This window comes from Paenibacillus agaridevorans, assembly GCF_003112455.1.
GTDB classification, from domain to species: Bacteria; Bacillota; Bacilli; order Paenibacillales; family Paenibacillaceae; genus Pristimantibacillus; species Pristimantibacillus agaridevorans.
The window spans coordinates 46,273-62,742 of record NZ_BDQX01000192.1 but is presented as its reverse complement, the minus strand read 5'-3'; the positions used below and the strand labels follow the sequence as shown (position 1 = coordinate 62,742).

The window sequence follows — 16,470 nt, the reverse complement described above, 5'->3', positions numbered from 1 at the left end:
AGTCGGTAGAGCAGAGGACTGAAAATCCTCGTGTCGGCGGTTCGATTCCGTCCCGAGCCACCATTAGGATTTATAACGTGGAGGATTAGCGAAGTGGCCAAACGCGGGAGACTGTAAATCTCTTCCTTCGGGTTCGGTGGTTCGAATCCATCATCCTCCACCAGTTCCTTAACAGGAGCCATTAGCTCAGTTGGTAGAGCACCTGACTTTTAATCAGGGTGTCGAAGGTTCGAGTCCTTCATGGCTCACCAGTTTTTATTACTAATTAACCAGACAAGAGGCGATGCCTCTTTTTTTTGTTGTATGGAAATGACGCAATATGGCGATTTTCACACGCAGCTTATATGGCTTATAAATATAACGGACATCAACGACGTTATGTGCCCGAGTTACTCACAATGAATGAATCGACAGCCTCAGGAGAAAAGCTATTTGTTCATAATGAAGCTAACTGGCGCCGGGATGATGCCAATAGTGTTTCCTATGTCCGTTAGGCGGTGAGTGACGGATGTCTACACGGATTTTCTTACTTGAAAAGGGCCGACGCATTTCATCATGCGTCGGCCCTTTTATTATTGCCACGTACTATTTATTAAACGCCGCTCTCATACGCAATTCTGCATCGAGCTCCTTTACCGTCTCTTGAAGACGTCCTTGCAGATCGGCGCCGAGCTCGAATTTGGTTTCGACTGAGCCGTCTTGAATGCGTGTCACCAGTTCGTCTGTCGCATAGACGCCGCGAACGAAATGTCTTGCACCCATGGAAGACAGGACCGGTTTTAATGAATAATCGATGCTCAATAAGTGAGCAAGCGTTCCGCCGATGAAGAGAGGGGCAACAAGCTTGCCTTCCAGCCCTTTCTGCGGGAGCAGGTCGATATAAGCTTTCAATACGCCAGTGTAGGAAGCTTTGTATACTGGGCTGGCAATGATGACGGCATCCGCCTCTTCGACGATCCGGTTGGCCTCTACAATAGAGGCGCTGCCGAATCTGGCATGGACAAGATCATCAGCAGGCAGAGATACTACGGTTATCGTATTAGTCGTGTGACCAAGGGATTCTATTTCCTTACGGGCGTAATCGATGATGCCGTTGAGACGGGAAGTTGCATTGGGACTACCGGAAATGATTGCGATTGTGGACATAGAACAGTTCTCCTTCGTGGCTGGGGCATATATTGCCCCCAGGAATCGTTTGGCAGTAGAGTATCATGAATCGGGAGTAGGGTCAAACGGATGCTAATTAATATTCATCGCAGGGTTATGGTACAATGATAAAAAAGCGTCTATTCATGGAGAGTGGAGATTAAGTAATGAGCAAGACAGACTGGTTGATGCCGCTGCAGCACATTCTGAATAGCCCTATTCAATTGAAAACGAGAACGGTCCAGGAATGGGAAACGTTCGTACAAGAAGCCGATGCCAAGTGGCAGCCCGATAAGAGCGAAGCACTTGCCCCCGGTACAAGAATCGAAAAGGCAGAGTCGTCGACCTGGTTTATTGCAGGAAGGCAGAAACAGGAGCTGTCCGTGCTTGAAATCGCGGACACTTCGTTGACGACGAAGGAAAAGGATCTGATCAGTTGGACGCTTTACATGACGGTGCGCAACCCGCCCGCGAAGCCGAATGCTAACATTAGCGATTCGGAACGGTTCGCTGAGCGGTTAAGCGAATGGCTCCAGCAGCAGCTGGACTCCGATGAACCGGCTTATTCCTTGCCCGATCATCTCACAGTGGGCAGCCGATTGTATTACGACATGATTCCTTTCCTTCTAATAACGGAGCAGACAACGACCACGAAGGCGGCGGCTTACACCGAGCTTGAGAAGCTTCTCAAGTCGTTTCTGTCGGAGGATATTCTGCTTATTCCGCTCAAGAGTCAGGAATGGTTGATCTGGGGACCGATGGCATTGCTCAGAGATGAGGATGCCGAACCTTATGATGCGACAGAAGAGGAATCGATGGAGGATAGTCTTGCTTCCATTACATCCGGTCTGCATGAGATGTTGGCAAGCGAGTGGCTGGGCGAGTGTCATCTGGCCGTCGGGCTTCCAGTAACACCGTCCAAAGGAATGGTAGAGGTGACGATGCTGCTGCGCGAAACGATCAATCTCGGACGGAAATTCCATGTGGGGACGAATATTCATCTTCCATGGATGCTGCAGCTCGAAAGGCTGTTGAACACGATTCCGGAGAGCTATCGCGCGAAGTACCTGGAGCAATCGCTGAAGCGTGCCGATCTATTTGTGGAGCCGGAGATGCTGGCTACGCTGGAGACGTTTTTCTCATTGGATTGCAATGTCAGCGAGACGGCGAAGAGGCTTTATATTCACCGGAACACGCTTTTATATCGGCTGGACAAGCTCAAGCAGGAGACGGGGCTTGATGTTCGGCAGTTTAGAGATGCCGTGCTTGTTAAGATCATTTTGCTATTGTACAAAGTTACGAAAAGGAATTAGTTTTTTTGTAAAGTATGTGCATAGTCATCTGCCCATCTGTGGGATAAGATAGATGCATATCGAAATTCTTTTCTTAGGGGGAAATTGATCATGGCAGGCGTACGCTTAGAAGGCATTTACAAAAAATATCCGGGTTCCGATAAAGCATCTGTAACCGACGTAAATCTTGATATCAAGGACAAAGAATTCTTGGTATTGGTAGGACCATCCGGTTGCGGTAAATCGACGACGCTTCGTATGATCGCAGGTCTTGAAGAAATCTCGGAAGGTAAATTGTTCATCGGCGACCGTCTCGTGAACGACGTAGCTCCTAAAGATCGCGACATCGCGATGGTATTCCAATCCTACGCCTTGTACCCGCATATGAACGTGTACCAAAATATGGCGTTCGGTCTGAAACTTCGTAAATTCAAAAAAGCAGACATCGACAAACGCGTTCGTGAAGCTGCTAAAATTCTTGATATCGAGCATTTGCTCGACCGTAAACCAAAAGCTCTCTCCGGCGGTCAACGTCAGCGTGTTGCCTTGGGCCGCGCAATCGTTCGTGAACCGCAAGTATTCTTGATGGATGAGCCGCTCTCCAACTTGGACGCCAAACTTCGTGGCCAAATGCGCGCGGAGATCAGCAAGCTGACTAAACGTCTGGAAACAACAACGATCTACGTAACGCATGACCAGATCGAAGCCATGACAATGGGCGATCGCATCGTCGTTATGAAAGACGGCTTCATTCAACAAACGGCTTCCCCAGAGGAACTGTACAATCATCCGGTTAACATCTTCGTTGCAGGTTTCATCGGAGCTCCTTCCATGAACTTCGTAACGGGCTCGCTGAGCGAGCAAGGCGGCGCAGTTAAGTTCAAAGCTTCCGGCGTTGACGTGGTTGTACCAGAAGGCAAAGCGGCAACGCTTCGTTCCAAAGGCTACATCGGCAAAGAAGTCATCCTCGGCATTCGTCCTGAGGACATCCACGAAGAGCCTGTGTTCCTGGAAGCTTCCCCTGGCACGATCGTAAACGCGAACGTAGAGGTAGCCGAGAACCTTGGTCACGAAATGTATCTGTACCTGAACGGTATCGGCAACGACACGGTAATCGCTCGTGTAGACGGCCGTTCTGCAATCCGTGATGGTGCAAGCGTAAAGCTGGCCCTGGACATGAACAAAGTTCACCTCTTCGACAAAGAGTCCGAACTGAACATCTTCGAAAGCTAATTCTAATCCCCCTTATAATAGAGAACCTTAGGCATAAGCCTGAGGTTCTTTTATTTTTTCGGAGGGGAAAACCGTTTGCTTTCCTAAAGAGTCTAATACTTAACGGGAAAGAGACGAGACAGGTTGTCGAGGAGGGATGTCGTGCAAGAGAATGAGGATTCAACGCATGTCCAAGGGCTGAAGAATTGGAGCCAAGAAACGCTGCTGGCACGAATTCAGTCGGAAAAGGACAAAATGTACGGCATTGCTTTTGCATACTTGCGTAATGAGGATGACGCGCTGGAAGCCATACAGGAAACGGTGTGCCGCGTTTGGAGCAAAAGAAAAAGCTTGAAAGACAGTAGATATTTCACAACTTGGATGATTCGAATTTTAATAAACGTCTGTATGGACGAAAGGAAAAAAAGAAAGCGGGAAATGCCTTCGGATTCGGCACTAAAAGATATTGCAGGCCCTGGTCAAGAATCGATCGAACGTCTCGGTATAGAGGAGCAGTTGGCAAAGCTGCTTCCCCATTACAAAATGGTGATTGTATTAAAGTATTACAGGGACATGACCATTACGCAAATCGCAGAAATGATGGAGAAGCCGGATGGGACAATACGTACGTGGCTTCACAAAGCACTGAAGCAATTAAGAGCGGAAATCGGCGAAAGGGAGGGGGGGATTCGGCATGAGCGATTGGCTGAAGAAGGATAGAGCGTCGGAAGAGGAAGAGTGCCCGGATGATACTGGAATCGATGAAAGGGATATAGAACAAGCAGACGGAGAGGTGGTTGCCGTCTTATTAAAAGATGCGGATCTGGTGAGACAGAGCATCCAATTAAGCGAGGAGTCTTTGTTAACTTCAAAGCTGCATCAAGCATTGGCTGATGGAATGGAAAAAGGGCGCAAGAGAAGTGCACGGCAGCGCGGCAAGCGAATGAGCCTTCAGCTAAGCGCTGCAGTCCTTGCGATGTTGTTTGTATTAACGGCTTTTGTACGAATCTCTCCTGGCTTCGCTGCTATTGTCAAAGATATACCTGGTTTCGCCGGATTTGTGGAGTTGGTAAGCTACGATGGCTCCTTGCAATCGGCGATCGACAACGAATACATTCAGGTCGTGGGCAAGTCCGACGAACGAAATGGTTATACATTTACGGTGAACGGCGTTATAGCGGATGCACAGCGGGTTGTGTTGTTGTATACGGCTGAAGGGCCGGGGATTAGTGAGGAGGATACACCGTCTCTGTCCTATGAGCTCAAAAATGAGAACGGCGGAAATGTGGTGGCCTCAATCGGCTCTGCTCATTATTTTCGGGAAAAGGATAATAAGGACAGTGTTGTACAGGATTATCTGGACATTATGATGGCGCCTGGCGAACCCGTGCCGCACGAAATACAGTTTAAGCTGGAGTTAGGCAGCGAATGGCTGGAGGTGCAGGTTCCGATCGACCATAGCCGATTCGATGAGATGACCGAAGTCATTGACTTGAATCAGACGATCGAGGTTGAGGGGCAGCGGATCGAGATCAAGAAAGCCGTTATAACGCCGCTGCAGGTGTCGATTACGTTTAAAAGTGCATCCGGGAATGAGAAAAGGCTGAACGACTTTATTGATCTGGAGCTTGTGGACGAACGAGGAAGAAGCTACCAGACGAAATCGGGAATGGGGGATCTCGACACGGAGATCGTCCGTCATTTCCAAAGCTCGTACTTCCAGAAGCCGGAGACTTTAACGTTGAAGGCGAAAGGATTGCTGATGTCCGATCGCGGAATGAAGGTTGTAATCGATACGGAGCAAGGGAAGCTGCTAGAGGCGCCTGATGGACGGTTGAAGCTTGGCGAGGCAAGGCAGTCAGGTGAAGCGATAGATCTGTCGTTTGAATTGTCGCAGGCGGATGATCCACAGACGGTTATGAGAGATATTCTTTTATTTGGTTTTAACGGCGTTGTGCGAGATGCCGAAGGAACTGCCTATTCGATCACACGAGGAACAAGCTATGGCACCAACGGTACGACGGTTTCACGGTTCGGAGCAGGTGACAGGCATCGAGTAACCTATTATTATAATATCCCGAACGAAGAGTATGTTCAGCCTTTGACTATCGAGATCGAACAATATCTCGGTCATGCTTTTAAGGAAATTGCGATTCCCATCAAATAAGAAGAAGACGCCACGCGGCGGAAACGTTGCGTTTGGCGTCTTTTTGCATTACGATGAAGACATTGGAAATACACATACATAACGCCCTATCACATAGCTGCTTTAAGAAGGAGGCCGAACCATTGGCTAAGAAAGTGAAAGTATCCGAGCTGGTCCGCCATTTCCAGATGGAAATATTGGCGGGCGAAGACGGTTTGAAGCGCAACATTACAGTGGATGATCTGTATCGACCAGGGCTTGAGATGGCCGGCTACTTCCATTATCATCCCGTGGAGCGCGTGCAGCTGCTTGGCAAGACTGAAATTTCGTTCCTTAGCATGCTCGACAGTGAGGAACGCAAGAACAGAATGATTCGGTTATGTAATGAAGAGACGCCATGTATTATTCTGACCAGGGGATTGGATGCGCCGCAGGAGCTGATTGACCAGTCGAATGAAACGAATATCCCCGTGCTGCGCAGCAATATCGCCACAACGATTCTGACAAGCCGCATTACGGATTTCCTTGAGCGCAAACTTGCTCCGACAGCCACGATTCATGGCGTTTTGGTAGATGTGTATGGCGTAGGCATGCTGATTACTGGCGGCAGCGGAATCGGCAAGAGCGAGACGGCGCTTGAGCTGGTGAAACGCAGTCATCGCCTTGTCGCGGATGATGCGGTCGAGATCCGACAAACTTCGGACGGTCAGCTGCATGGATCAGCGCCTGAGCTCATTAGACATTTGTTAGAGATTCGTGGTCTTGGCATTATTAACGTCATGACGTTGTTTGGAGCGGGTGCCGTTCGTTCGCAGAAGCGGATCGGCCTGGTTATCAAGCTGGAGAACTGGCAACAGGACAAACAATACGATAGGCTGGGGTTGGACGAGGAGACGACACGGATTATCGACACCGACGTAACTCTAGTGACGATACCGGTTCGTCCGGGGCGTAACCTTGCCGTTATTATCGAAGTGGCAGCCATGAACTTCCGACTGAAACGGATGGGCTACAACGCCGCGCTGCAATTCACGAACAAGCTGACAGAGACAATCGCCGACGACATGGACGACTATGATTGATTGAAGGAGGGCGCTGGCGCTTCCCCAACGGGACCGTCAGCGCTTTCGGGAAGGCAAGGCGGCAATTCAATTCACTAAAGGTAGAAAAGGGGAAATTGAAAACGATGAGCATGCTTGCGATTGATCCTGTCGTATTCACACTCGGGCCGCTGTCGGTTCGCTGGTACGGCATTATTTTGGGACTAGCTGCATTGGCGGGGCTTCTGCTCGCGGTGCGCGAGGGCAAACGGTTCGGCATCAAGCCGGATTTCTTTATGGACTTGCTGTTGATTGGCGCTCCGTCGGCTATAATTGCAGCGAGAATTTATTATGTGGCGTTTATGTGGGAAGATTATAAGGATAACCCGCTCGATATTTTCAAAATTTGGGAGGGCGGCATCGCTATTTACGGCGCGATTATCGGCGCCTTTATTTGCGGCATTATTTACTCCAGGTACAAGGGCTACAGCTTCTGGCGCATCGTTGATATTTGCGTACCGGCTCTGTTAATTGGCCAGATGATCGGCCGCTGGGGCAACTTTATGAACCAAGAAGCTTACGGGGGACCGGTCAGCGAGGAATTTCTGCGCAACACGCTGCACATTCCTTCCTTCATCGTAAACCATATGTTCATTGTGGATTCCGCTATTCCGGAAGGCGCATTCCGCCATCCCGCATTTTTGTACGAATCGCTGTGGAGTTTGGTGGGACTGGGTATTCTGTTCATCCTGCGCCGTCAGAAGTTCCTGCGGGCCGGCGAGCTTATGGCCGCTTACTTTATCTGGTATTCCATCGGCCGTTTCTTTATTGAAGCGCTTCGCATAGACAGTCTGGCATTTATCGGACCGAAGTGGGTCGCAGACTTCATTAATGCACTATGGACGCCAATGACTGGAGTGTTCGATCAGGGGTATCTGGATCCGGCTTACGGCAATATTAGAATTTCGCAAATGTTGGCGCTGCTGTTGATCGTCGCTGCGATCGCCTTCATTATTATTAGACGTGCAACGGGCAATGCAACTGTCAGATACCTTGATCCGATCGTCACGACCAAGCCTGAACGCAACGGTCTGATCGAAGGTGCTGGCGCTGATTCCGATAACAACGAAATCGCTGCTAAGAAAGACAAGTCGAGTGTAGTAGCCGAGCAGGCTGACCAGCAAGATGATTCAGAGAGCCCCATTATAACACCGGACGATACCCGCAAAGATAGTTAACAGACAGCAGGAGGTAAACAAAGCATGGAGGTAAGGAACGATATTCGCACGATGCTGTTCGATCTGGACGGTACTATTTTGGATACGAACGAATTGATTATTACTTCGTTTCTGGAGGCGCTCAAGGGATCTGTGCCCGAAGGGTTCTGCCGGGACCATATTATACCGAGCATGGGGGCGCCGCTGGTCGATCAGATGAGGCGTTTCTCCGGACTAGAGGATGTCAATCATCTCGTGGATGCCTATCGCGAAGTTAATCTTAGGCTGCATGACGATTACGTGAAGCCGTTCGAAGCCGTGAAGGAAGTACTCGAGAGGCTTAAAGCGAATGGCGTCAAGCTGGGTGTCGTGACGACAAAGATGAGACTGACAACGGAGCGGGGACTTAAGTTCGTCGGCATCCATTCTTACATGGACGTCGTTATCACGATCGATGATGTTGCGAATGCAAAGCCGCATCCCGAGCCGGTGCTCAAAGCGTTGGAGTTGCTCGGAGCCGATCCGGCGACAGCGTTGATGCTTGGAGACAGCACGGTTGACATGGAGGCGGCTTCGGCGGCCGGTGTTCTTCCGGTTGGTGTGGCATGGTCGATGAAAGGCGGTCAAATTCTGCGCGATGCCGGAGCCGCTTATGTCATCGACGACATGCGGGAGCTGTACGCCTTCGCCGGATTGGAGCGGGAGATCCTTGCGGAACGTTGATCGGCATTCCGTGGACGGCCCTAACGCGCTGTGGCAGGTATATAAAACGGTCAGCCGCGTGAAAGCCGTCCGCAATTTTATCGCGATCCAGTTGGCTCGTTATTGCCCTGAATTATCGTGGAAAAATTGGATTTACCGCAAGGTGCTCGGGATGAAGGTAGGCGATCATACCGCCTTCGCGCTCATGGTGATGGTGGATGTATTCTTTCCCGAACGGATTACAGTCGGACGCAACTCGATTATCGGCTACAACACGACGATATTGACTCATGAATATCTCATCAACGAATACCGGATCGGAGACGTCGTCATTGGCGATCACGTCATGATCGGAGCGAATTGCACCATTTTGCCCGGCGTGAGAATCGGCGATCATGCGATTGTGTCCGCCGGTACGCTCGTACATAAGGACGTACCCGCATCCGCCTTCGTAGGAGGCAATCCGATGCGCCTCATCGAATCAAAACCATCGTCAGCCAGCAACATGGCTGGAGATGGCGAAAGCTAGACGTCCAGCAGGCTGCGCCGATTTCCGTCCGGGAGCGGGAGCAGCCAGATGGGACGTCTATTTTTTGCGCGGTTAGCTTGACGAGAGGCCGATGTGCATGCTAAGATCGATTGAAATTCTTTATTTTATTAGCAAGGTACCATATTAGCGATTTAACGCATTAAAGTGATTAGGATGATTGATTGAGATAAATGCGAGAAAACCTTTAAAGAAGCTCCTCAAAGACAATACAGCAAACCGAAGGAGACCCGGATATGTCTAAGCCAAAAATGTTCGAAAAGCCAATCGGTGTCAAGGATTATTTGCCAGATGCAGTCAAAAAGCTGCGTCATATCGAGCGCGAGGCGCTCGCATGCATGGAGAAGTGGGGCTACGAACAAATCATGACTCCAACGATGGAGTTCTATGATACGGTTGGTGTTGCAAGCTCTACATCCGATCAGAAACTATATAAGTTGCTTAACAATAGAGGCACGACGCTGGTGCTGAGATCCGAGATGACCGCGCCGATCGCCCGCGTTGTATCGTCGCTTCTCAAGGAGTCCAGCTTCCCGCTGCGACTGTCTTATCATTCCAATGTATTCCGTTCCATCGAGGAGGAAGCCGGCAGGGAGGCGGAGTTTTTCCAGACGGGCGTGGAGCTCGTCGGCGATTCGTCGGCGGAGGCGGACGCCGAGGTGGTCGCGCTGGCGATTGCGTCGCTGAAGGCTCAGGGCGTGGAGCGCTTTAAGATTGCAATCGGCCATGTAGGTTTCCTCAATGGCTTGCTCGGCGAAGCGCTGCAAAATCGCAAGGAGGAGCAGGAACTGCTGAAGGCTTGCTTGCTTGGCAGAGATCATGTCGGGTATCGCGAGCAGCTTGGCAAGCTGTCGCTGGAGGAACCGGTTCGACGCGAACTGGAAAGTATTTTGAGATTGCGAGGCGGAGCCGAAATTTGCGAACAGGCGATGCAATTGCATGGAGGAGAGACCGCCAAGGACGCGATCAATCATCTATGCGAGACATGGGAAGTGCTCAAGGCGTACGACGTATGCGATCATGTTCTGATCGATCTGACGATGATCGGCGACTTCTCTTATTATACGGGCATGACGTTCGAGGGTTATGCGGCGGATCTTGGATTCCCTGTCGTTAGCGGAGGGCGCTACGACAATCTGTTATCGCAGTTCGGCCGCCCGGCGCCGGCGACAGGCTTCGCGCTAAAGACTACGCGTATCCTGGAGCTGCTGGGAGCAGAGGATAATGTTGCCGAAGAGCGTACGCTGATCGTTTACAACACGGCAGGACGCAAGGAAGCGTTGGCGGAAGCCCAGCGGCTTCGCGGTCAGGGAGCAGCTGTCGTGACGGAGCGGGCAGAGAGTCTGGATCGCGAGTTGACTGACGTAGTCGCGGTCAAACAAGCCGAGGTTATGGGGGATGCGGACAACGGCACAGGGGCAGCGGCATTTTCGTACAAGGGCTTGCGGTATAGCGAGCTTGGCGTGTTCCTTGGCGTAGAAGGAGGCGGCGTATAGATGAACGGATTGAGTAAGGAAATATTAAAGGTCGCGATGCCTAAGGGGCGGATCTATAAGCAGGCATCCAAGCTGTTTCGAGAAGCGGGTTTGCCGATTCCGAGCGATTTTGACGATACGCGTAAGTTGATCATCGAGCTGCCGGAAGCGAATATGGAGTTCATTATGGCGAAGCCGGTCGATGTGCCGACTTACGTGGAATACGGCGTGGCGGATATCGGCATTGTTGGCAAGGACGTGCTGATGGAGGAGAACAAGGACGTCTACGAGCTGCTGGATCTCGGTATCGCGAAGTGCCGCATGTCCGTCATTGGTCTGCCGGACTGGAAGCCGACGATTCATCCGCGCGTGGCGACGAAGTATCCCAACGTGGCATCGGCGTACTTCCGCGAGCAAGGTCAGCAGGTGGAGGTTATTAAGCTGAACGGCTCCATCGAGCTGGCGCCGCTGATCGGGCTGGCCGACCGAATCGTTGATATGGTGGAGACGGGGCAGACGCTCAAGGAGAACGGCCTTGTCGAGATGGAATCCATCTTCGGCATTACGAGCCGACTGATCGCGAACCGCGTCAGCTACCGGATGAAGAACGACAGCATCCAAAGCTTATGCGACAAGCTTCATGAGGTGATTTCGGCTAAAGTTTAGAGCGGCACAGGCGAGTGGTGGAGACAAAGATAGATGGAGGGAGCGGAAGCGGGATGCGAATAATGCGCGCCGAGCAATTCGGATTGAAACGCGAGGTGGAATACGGAACGCCCGAGCAGAATGCCAGCGCCTTGAAGATCGTCGGAGACGTGAAGGCGGAGGGCGATGCTGCGCTGCTGCGGTACTCCGAGCAGTTCGACGGCGTGAAGATGGTAGCGGAAGAGCTTAGTGTAACGCGAGAGGAAATCGAAGCGGCATACAGCGATGTAGACGAGAGGTTCCTGACGGCGATTCGCGAGGCTGCCGTTAATATTAGGACGTTCCACGAGAAGCAAAAACGAAATTCGTGGATGGACTTATCATCGGACGGTACCATGCTGGGGCAGATTATGCGGCCGCTGAAGCGTGTCGGCGTCTATGTGCCCGGCGGCAAGGCGGCGTACCCTTCGTCCGTGCTGATGAACGTCATTCCGGCGCAGGTGGCAGGCGTGCCGGAGATCGTCATGGTGACGCCTCCTGCAACGGGCGGCAAAGCGGGTATCGACCCGTATATACTCGTCGCTGCCGCTGAGGCGGGCGTGCGGGAGATGTACCGGGTCGGAGGCGCTCAAGCCATCGCTGCGCTTGCGTATGGCACGGAGAGCATCGCTCCGGTCGACAAGATTACGGGACCGGGCAATATTTACGTGGCGCTGGCAAAGCGGGCGGTGTTCGGCGCTGTCGATATCGATAGCATCGCCGGACCAAGCGAGATCGTCGTGCTCGCCGACGAGAATGCCGATGCGGCCTATATCGCGGCGGACCTGTTGTCGCAGGCGGAGCATGACGAGATGGCCTCGGCCGTGCTCGTAACGCCGTCCGAGGCGTTGGGGGAGGCTGTGGCCGCCGAGGTAGAGCGCCAGCTGGCGACGCTGCCGCGCGCGGAGATCGCGCGGGCTTCCATCGACAGCTACGGAGCGGTGCTGCTGGTGGACTCCATCGATGAGGGCATCGCGGTCGTAAATCAGCTCGCGCCAGAGCATCTGGAGGTGCTGACGGCCGATCCCATGAAGCTGCTGGGTCACATCGAAAATGCGGGGGCGATTTTCTTGGGACCGTATAGTTCGGAGCCGGTGGGGGATTATTTTGCGGGTCCGAACCACATTATTCCGACGAACGGTACGGCGAGATTTTCGTCTCCGGTGAACGTAGACGACTTTATGAAGAAGTCGAGCCTGATCTACTATAGCAAGGAAGCGCTGCTCGCGAATGGCGACAAAATTATGACGCTCGCGCGCCACGAAGGGCTGGAAGGCCATGCCCGCGCGATCGAGATCCGTTTGGAGAAGGAAGGCGGATCGGGCGCATAGGTCGGCCCGACTGGCGAGGCAGTTTTGTCGGTGAGACCGACTTAAATGCCTCAAATGGTGCGTACGAAGGGAGTTAAGTCGGTGAGACCGACTTAAATGCCTCAAATGGTGCGTACGAGGGGAGTTAAGTCGTCGAGACCGACTTAAATGCTCAAATGGTGCGTACGAAGGGAGTTAAGTCGTTGAGACCGACTTAAATGCCTCAAATGGTGCGTACGAGGGGAGTTAAGTCGTCGAGACCGACTTAAATGCTCAAATGGTGCGTACGAGGGGAGTTAAGTCGTTGAGACCGACTTAAATGCCTCAAATGGTGCGTACGAGGGGAGTTAAATCGTCGAGACCGACTTAAATGCCCCAAATGGTGCGTACGAGGGGAGTTAAGTCTTCGGGACCGACTTAAATGCCTCAAATGATGCGTACGAAGGGAGTTAAGTCGTTGAGACCGACTTACGACTTCGCCGCACATCAGATAGAGATAAGAGACATATACCAATCAGGAGGAAACGAAGATGACTGATAATAACAAACGTGAAGCGTCGGTAGCGCGCAAAACAAATGAAACGGACATCAAGCTGGCGTTTTCGGTAGACGGTACGGGCGCGGCGAAGCTGGAGACGGATGTACCGTTCCTGAATCATATGCTGGACCTGTTCGCGAAGCACGGACAGTTCGATCTGAGCGTAGAGGCGCAAGGCGACATCGATATCGACGACCACCATACGGTCGAGGATATCGGTATCTGCCTGGGGCAGACGCTGCGCGAAGCGCTGGGCGACAAGCGCGGCATCAAGCGTTACGCGAGCGTGTTCGTGCCAATGGACGAGGCGCTTGCGCAAGTGGTGATCGACGTCAGCAACCGGCCGCACTTCGAATATCGCGCTCAGTATCCATCCGCCCAAGTCGGAAGCTTCTCGACGGAGCTTGTCCACGAGTTTCTGTGGAAGCTGGCGCTTGAGGCGCGGATTACGCTGCACGTTATCGTACACTACGGACAAAATACGCATCACATGATCGAAGCCGTATTCAAGGCGCTGGGACGCGCGCTTGACGAGGCGACCAGCATCGATCCACGCGTGCAAGGAGTGCCTTCGACGAAGGGAGTATTGTAGCATGATCGCAATCATCGATTACGGGATGGGCAACCTGCACAGCGTAAGCAAGGCAGTTGAAAGACTCGGCTACGAGGCTATCGTGACGGCGGATCCCGAGACAATCGTGGAGGCCGAGGGTGCCATTTTGCCAGGCGTCGGCGCGTTCGGAGATGCGGTGCAGAACCTGCGTAATACGAAGCTCGACGACGTGGTGAAGTTTTATGCCGAATCGGGCAAGCCGCTGCTGGGCATTTGTCTCGGCATGCAGCTGCTGTTCGGCGAAAGCGAGGAATACGGCCGCAATGAAGGACTGAACTTGCTGCCTGGCCGAGTCATCCGCTTCAACGGCAGCTACAAAATTCCGCATATGGGCTGGAATAAGCTGCAGTTCCGACAAACCGAATCGCCGTTGCTTCGCGGACTAGAAGAGGGGCATGTCTACTTCGTCCACTCCTTCCACGCGAAGCCGGAGCAAGCTTCCGACTTGCTGGCGACAACAGACTACAATGGCGACGTGACCGCGATAGTAGGTCGGAATAACGTCTACGGCATGCAGTTCCATCCTGAGAAAAGCGGAGAGCTCGGCATGCAGCTGCTGGATAATTTCCTGGCGTTGACGGGCAGCCCCAAAATAGCAGCGAATGTGTCGTAACAACGAAACAACGAAACAACGAAAACGAAACAACGAATCAACCAATGACCGATGCTACGAAGGCCAATGATTTCCGGCTGACGCATCGTTAGCGGGTCCCGATTAAGCGATTAATCCGACAATAAGGAAAACTGTCCTTCTTGGGTAGTTAATTGCCAACGGACAACGGACACATGAGACGCTAAATTGGTCAAATTCAATCAACTGAAATAGTTAACGGACATCAAATACCCTATTGACTTCAACCGGAGAGTGTATCCCCCATTTTGGATGAAATAGCGTCGTTTGTATCCTTTAGATTTACAAAACATACGTTTTTATCGAAATAGCGACTCCTGTGTCCGTTAGCGAAACAATGGTAACTCGGTGAGACGGCCATTGTCACGCATTTCGATGAAAGATGGAAAGGTAGGGATAACCTATGCTGGCGAAACGTATAATACCGTGCTTGGACGTGAAGGACGGGCGAGTGGTGAAAGGCGTTAATTTCGTCAACCTGCGCGATGCAGGCGATCCTGTAGAGCTTGCGGCGACCTACGATCGCGAGGGTGCGGACGAACTCGTGTTTCTCGACATATCGGCGTCGGTGGAAGGACGTGCGACGATGATTGAGGTCGTGAAGCGTACGGCGGGCGAAATTACGATTCCGTTCACCGTTGGCGGCGGCATCTCTCATGTCGACGACATGAAGCGGATTCTGCGAGCAGGAGCGGACAAGATCGGCATCAACACGGCCGCAGTCAAAAATCCAACGCTCGTTTCAGACGGAGCGCGGCACTTCGGATCGCAGTGCATCGTCGTCGCAATCGACGCAAAGTATAATCCCGAGTGGGGCGAGTGGGAAGTTTATACGCATGGCGGAAGGCAGACGACGGGTATTCGGGCCTTGGAATGGGCGCGCGAGGTAGAGCGTCTGGGAGCGGGCGAGATTTTGCTGACCAGCATGGACGCCGACGGTACGAAGGACGGTTTCGACGTGAAGTTGACGGGGGCTGTCTCTCGGAGCGTAGGCATTCCGGTCATTGCTTCCGGCGGTGCCGGCAACATTGCGCATTTCGCGGAAGTATTCCAGGATGCGCAGGCGGACGCCGCTCTTGCGGCTACGATTTTCCATTACAAAGAACTCACGATAGCACAAGTGAAGGACGATCTGCGGAGCAAAGGAGTTGAGGTCAGGTGACGACAAGCAACATGAATGAATTGAAGGCTGCCATCAAGTGGAGCGAGGACGGCCTCGTTCCCGCGATCGTCCAGGATGCGCAAAGCAAGGAAGTGCTCATGCTCGCTTACATGAATGAGGAGTCCTTGGGGCTTTCCGTCTCGACCGGGACGACCTGGTTCTGGAGCCGCTCCCGCAACGAGCTGTGGAATAAAGGCGCGACAAGCGGCCATACGCAGCGCATCGAGTCGATGAGCTACGACTGCGACGGAGATACGCTATTAGTTCGCGTAGCTCAGCAGGGTCCTGCATGCCACACGGGACGGTATAGCTGCTTCTATAACGGCATCGAGCTTGAGTCAGGCGCGCAGCAAGCCGATTCCGCCGTTGACGAAGAAGAGTCCTCCGACCGTTTCGGCATTCTCGGCAAGCTGGAGACCATCATCGCTCAGCGATATGCGGAGCGTCCGGCAGGCGCATATACGACCTACCTGTTCGATAAAGGCGTGGATAAAATTCTCAAGAAGGTCGGAGAAGAATCCGCTGAAGTTATTATCGCAGCGAAGAACCAGGACAACGACGAACTTCGCAGCGAAGCCGGCGATCTGCTTTTCCACTTAATGGTGCTGCTGCGCGAACGAGGGCTGCCTCTCGACGACATTATGAGCGAGCTGAACAACCGTCACGGCAAACCGACGACGAACAAAATGCGATAAAAAGGGCAGTCAAATCGCCCAAATTCATGACTTTGTCGAAAAATAGTGCTTTTACATTTT

The 16,470-nt window shown here is 52.4% G+C and carries 16 protein-coding genes and 2 tRNA genes; 17 read left to right on the top strand and 1 reads right to left on the bottom strand.

What is annotated here, in order from left to right; genetic code table 11:
- The first annotated feature begins 79 nt into the window (after positions 1–79).
- Together PAT3040_RS18615 and PAT3040_RS18610 are read left to right on the top strand one after the other, a co-directional pair.
- Positions 80–163, top strand: a tRNA-Tyr gene (locus PAT3040_RS18615).
- Between the two features lie 12 nt (positions 164–175).
- A tRNA-Lys gene (locus PAT3040_RS18610) sits at positions 176–251 on the top strand.
- 334 nt (positions 252–585) lie between these two features.
- Here PAT3040_RS18610 and ssuE read toward each other — a convergent pair.
- Complete coding sequence (ssuE, locus tag PAT3040_RS18605; RefSeq protein WP_108993901.1) at positions 586–1,146, bottom strand: NADPH-dependent FMN reductase; 561 nt, start codon at positions 1,144–1,146, stop codon at positions 586–588.
- A 167-nt stretch (positions 1,147–1,313) separates the two neighbouring features.
- Here ssuE and PAT3040_RS18600 point away from each other — a divergent pair, with 167 nt between their 5' ends.
- The 15 genes from PAT3040_RS18600 (at position 1,314) to hisIE (ending at position 16,410) form a co-directional block, all read left to right on the top strand.
- Complete coding sequence (locus PAT3040_RS18600) at positions 1,314–2,459, top strand: PucR family transcriptional regulator (RefSeq protein ID WP_108993900.1); 1,146 nt, start codon at positions 1,314–1,316, stop codon at positions 2,457–2,459.
- A 90-nt stretch (positions 2,460–2,549) separates the two neighbouring features.
- Positions 2,550–3,671 carry an ABC transporter ATP-binding protein gene (locus PAT3040_RS18595; protein WP_087571738.1) on the top strand — a complete coding sequence of 374 codons (1,122 nt, stop codon included), beginning with the start codon at positions 2,550–2,552 and terminating at the stop codon, positions 3,669–3,671.
- Between the two features lie 141 nt (positions 3,672–3,812).
- Positions 3,813–4,370 (top strand): sigma-70 family RNA polymerase sigma factor, encoded by a 558-nt coding sequence (locus tag PAT3040_RS18590; protein WP_108993899.1) that lies wholly within the window; start codon positions 3,813–3,815, stop codon positions 4,368–4,370.
- The gene (locus PAT3040_RS18585; RefSeq protein ID WP_108993898.1) at positions 4,345–5,817 is read left to right on the top strand and encodes a DUF4179 domain-containing protein; all 1,473 of its coding nucleotides are present in this window, start codon (positions 4,345–4,347) and stop codon (positions 5,815–5,817) included. Before PAT3040_RS18590 ends, PAT3040_RS18585 begins: the two co-directional genes overlap by 26 nt.
- Positions 5,818–5,939: 122 nt before the next feature.
- The gene (gene hprK / locus PAT3040_RS18580) at positions 5,940–6,878 is read left to right on the top strand and encodes an HPr(Ser) kinase/phosphatase (protein WP_087571741.1); all 939 of its coding nucleotides are present in this window, start codon (positions 5,940–5,942) and stop codon (positions 6,876–6,878) included.
- Between the two features lie 104 nt (positions 6,879–6,982).
- Complete coding sequence (gene lgt, locus PAT3040_RS18575) at positions 6,983–8,074, top strand: prolipoprotein diacylglyceryl transferase (protein WP_087571742.1); 1,092 nt, start codon at positions 6,983–6,985, stop codon at positions 8,072–8,074.
- Between the two features lie 24 nt (positions 8,075–8,098).
- A complete protein-coding gene (gene ppaX / locus PAT3040_RS18570) occupies positions 8,099–8,776 on the top strand; it encodes a pyrophosphatase PpaX (RefSeq protein WP_108993897.1) in 678 nt (225 codons plus the stop codon).
- Positions 8,763–9,284 carry an acyltransferase gene (locus PAT3040_RS18565; RefSeq protein WP_108993896.1) on the top strand — a complete coding sequence of 174 codons (522 nt, stop codon included), beginning with the start codon at positions 8,763–8,765 and terminating at the stop codon, positions 9,282–9,284. Before ppaX ends, PAT3040_RS18565 begins: the two co-directional genes overlap by 14 nt.
- 254 nt (positions 9,285–9,538) lie before the next feature.
- Entirely contained in the window at positions 9,539–10,798 is a 1,260-nt protein-coding gene (locus PAT3040_RS18560) for an ATP phosphoribosyltransferase regulatory subunit (RefSeq protein ID WP_108993895.1), read from the top strand.
- Positions 10,799–11,443, top strand: a complete 645-nt coding sequence (hisG, locus tag PAT3040_RS18555; RefSeq protein ID WP_108993894.1) for an ATP phosphoribosyltransferase — start codon at positions 10,799–10,801, stop codon at positions 11,441–11,443.
- A gap of 53 nt (positions 11,444–11,496) precedes the next feature.
- The gene (hisD, locus tag PAT3040_RS18550; RefSeq protein ID WP_108993893.1) at positions 11,497–12,792 is read left to right on the top strand and encodes a histidinol dehydrogenase; all 1,296 of its coding nucleotides are present in this window, start codon (positions 11,497–11,499) and stop codon (positions 12,790–12,792) included.
- A gap of 509 nt (positions 12,793–13,301) precedes the next feature.
- On the top strand, positions 13,302–13,901 hold the full coding sequence (hisB, locus tag PAT3040_RS18545; RefSeq protein ID WP_108993892.1) for an imidazoleglycerol-phosphate dehydratase HisB: 600 nt from the start codon (positions 13,302–13,304) through the stop codon (positions 13,899–13,901).
- A gap of 1 nt (position 13,902) precedes the next feature.
- A complete protein-coding gene (gene hisH, locus PAT3040_RS18540; protein WP_087571749.1) occupies positions 13,903–14,535 on the top strand; it encodes an imidazole glycerol phosphate synthase subunit HisH in 633 nt (210 codons plus the stop codon).
- A 421-nt stretch (positions 14,536–14,956) separates the two neighbouring features.
- The gene (hisF, locus tag PAT3040_RS18535) at positions 14,957–15,715 is read left to right on the top strand and encodes an imidazole glycerol phosphate synthase subunit HisF (RefSeq protein ID WP_108993891.1); all 759 of its coding nucleotides are present in this window, start codon (positions 14,957–14,959) and stop codon (positions 15,713–15,715) included.
- 11 nt (positions 15,716–15,726) lie between these two features.
- A complete protein-coding gene (gene hisIE, locus PAT3040_RS18530; RefSeq protein WP_108993905.1) occupies positions 15,727–16,410 on the top strand; it encodes a bifunctional phosphoribosyl-AMP cyclohydrolase/phosphoribosyl-ATP diphosphatase HisIE in 684 nt (227 codons plus the stop codon).
- The last annotated feature ends 60 nt before the right edge of the window (positions 16,411–16,470 follow it).

Bases quoted from the DNA above. Each gene is read 5' to 3' on its own strand.
- hisH (WP_087571749.1), top strand. From the start codon at position 13,903: ATGATCGCAATCATCGATTACGGGATGGGCAACCTGCACAGCGTAAGC.
- ssuE (WP_108993901.1), bottom strand. From the start codon at position 1,146: ATGTCCACAATCGCAATCATTTCCGGTAGTCCCAATGCAACTTCCCGT.
- hisD (WP_108993893.1), top strand. From the start codon at position 11,497: ATGCGAATAATGCGCGCCGAGCAATTCGGATTGAAACGCGAGGTGGAA.
- PAT3040_RS18600 (WP_108993900.1), top strand. From the start codon at position 1,314: ATGAGCAAGACAGACTGGTTGATGCCGCTGCAGCACATTCTGAATAGC.
- hisIE (WP_108993905.1), top strand. From the start codon at position 15,727: ATGAATGAATTGAAGGCTGCCATCAAGTGGAGCGAGGACGGCCTCGTT.
- hisB (WP_108993892.1), top strand. From the start codon at position 13,302: ATGACTGATAATAACAAACGTGAAGCGTCGGTAGCGCGCAAAACAAAT.
- PAT3040_RS18585 (WP_108993898.1), top strand. From the start codon at position 4,345: ATGAGCGATTGGCTGAAGAAGGATAGAGCGTCGGAAGAGGAAGAGTGC.
- hisF (WP_108993891.1), top strand. From the start codon at position 14,957: ATGCTGGCGAAACGTATAATACCGTGCTTGGACGTGAAGGACGGGCGA.
- ppaX (WP_108993897.1), top strand. From the start codon at position 8,099: ATGGAGGTAAGGAACGATATTCGCACGATGCTGTTCGATCTGGACGGT.
- lgt (WP_087571742.1), top strand. From the start codon at position 6,983: ATGAGCATGCTTGCGATTGATCCTGTCGTATTCACACTCGGGCCGCTG.
- PAT3040_RS18560 (WP_108993895.1), top strand. From the start codon at position 9,539: ATGTCTAAGCCAAAAATGTTCGAAAAGCCAATCGGTGTCAAGGATTAT.
- hisG (WP_108993894.1), top strand. From the start codon at position 10,799: ATGAACGGATTGAGTAAGGAAATATTAAAGGTCGCGATGCCTAAGGGG.
- PAT3040_RS18595 (WP_087571738.1), top strand. From the start codon at position 2,550: ATGGCAGGCGTACGCTTAGAAGGCATTTACAAAAAATATCCGGGTTCC.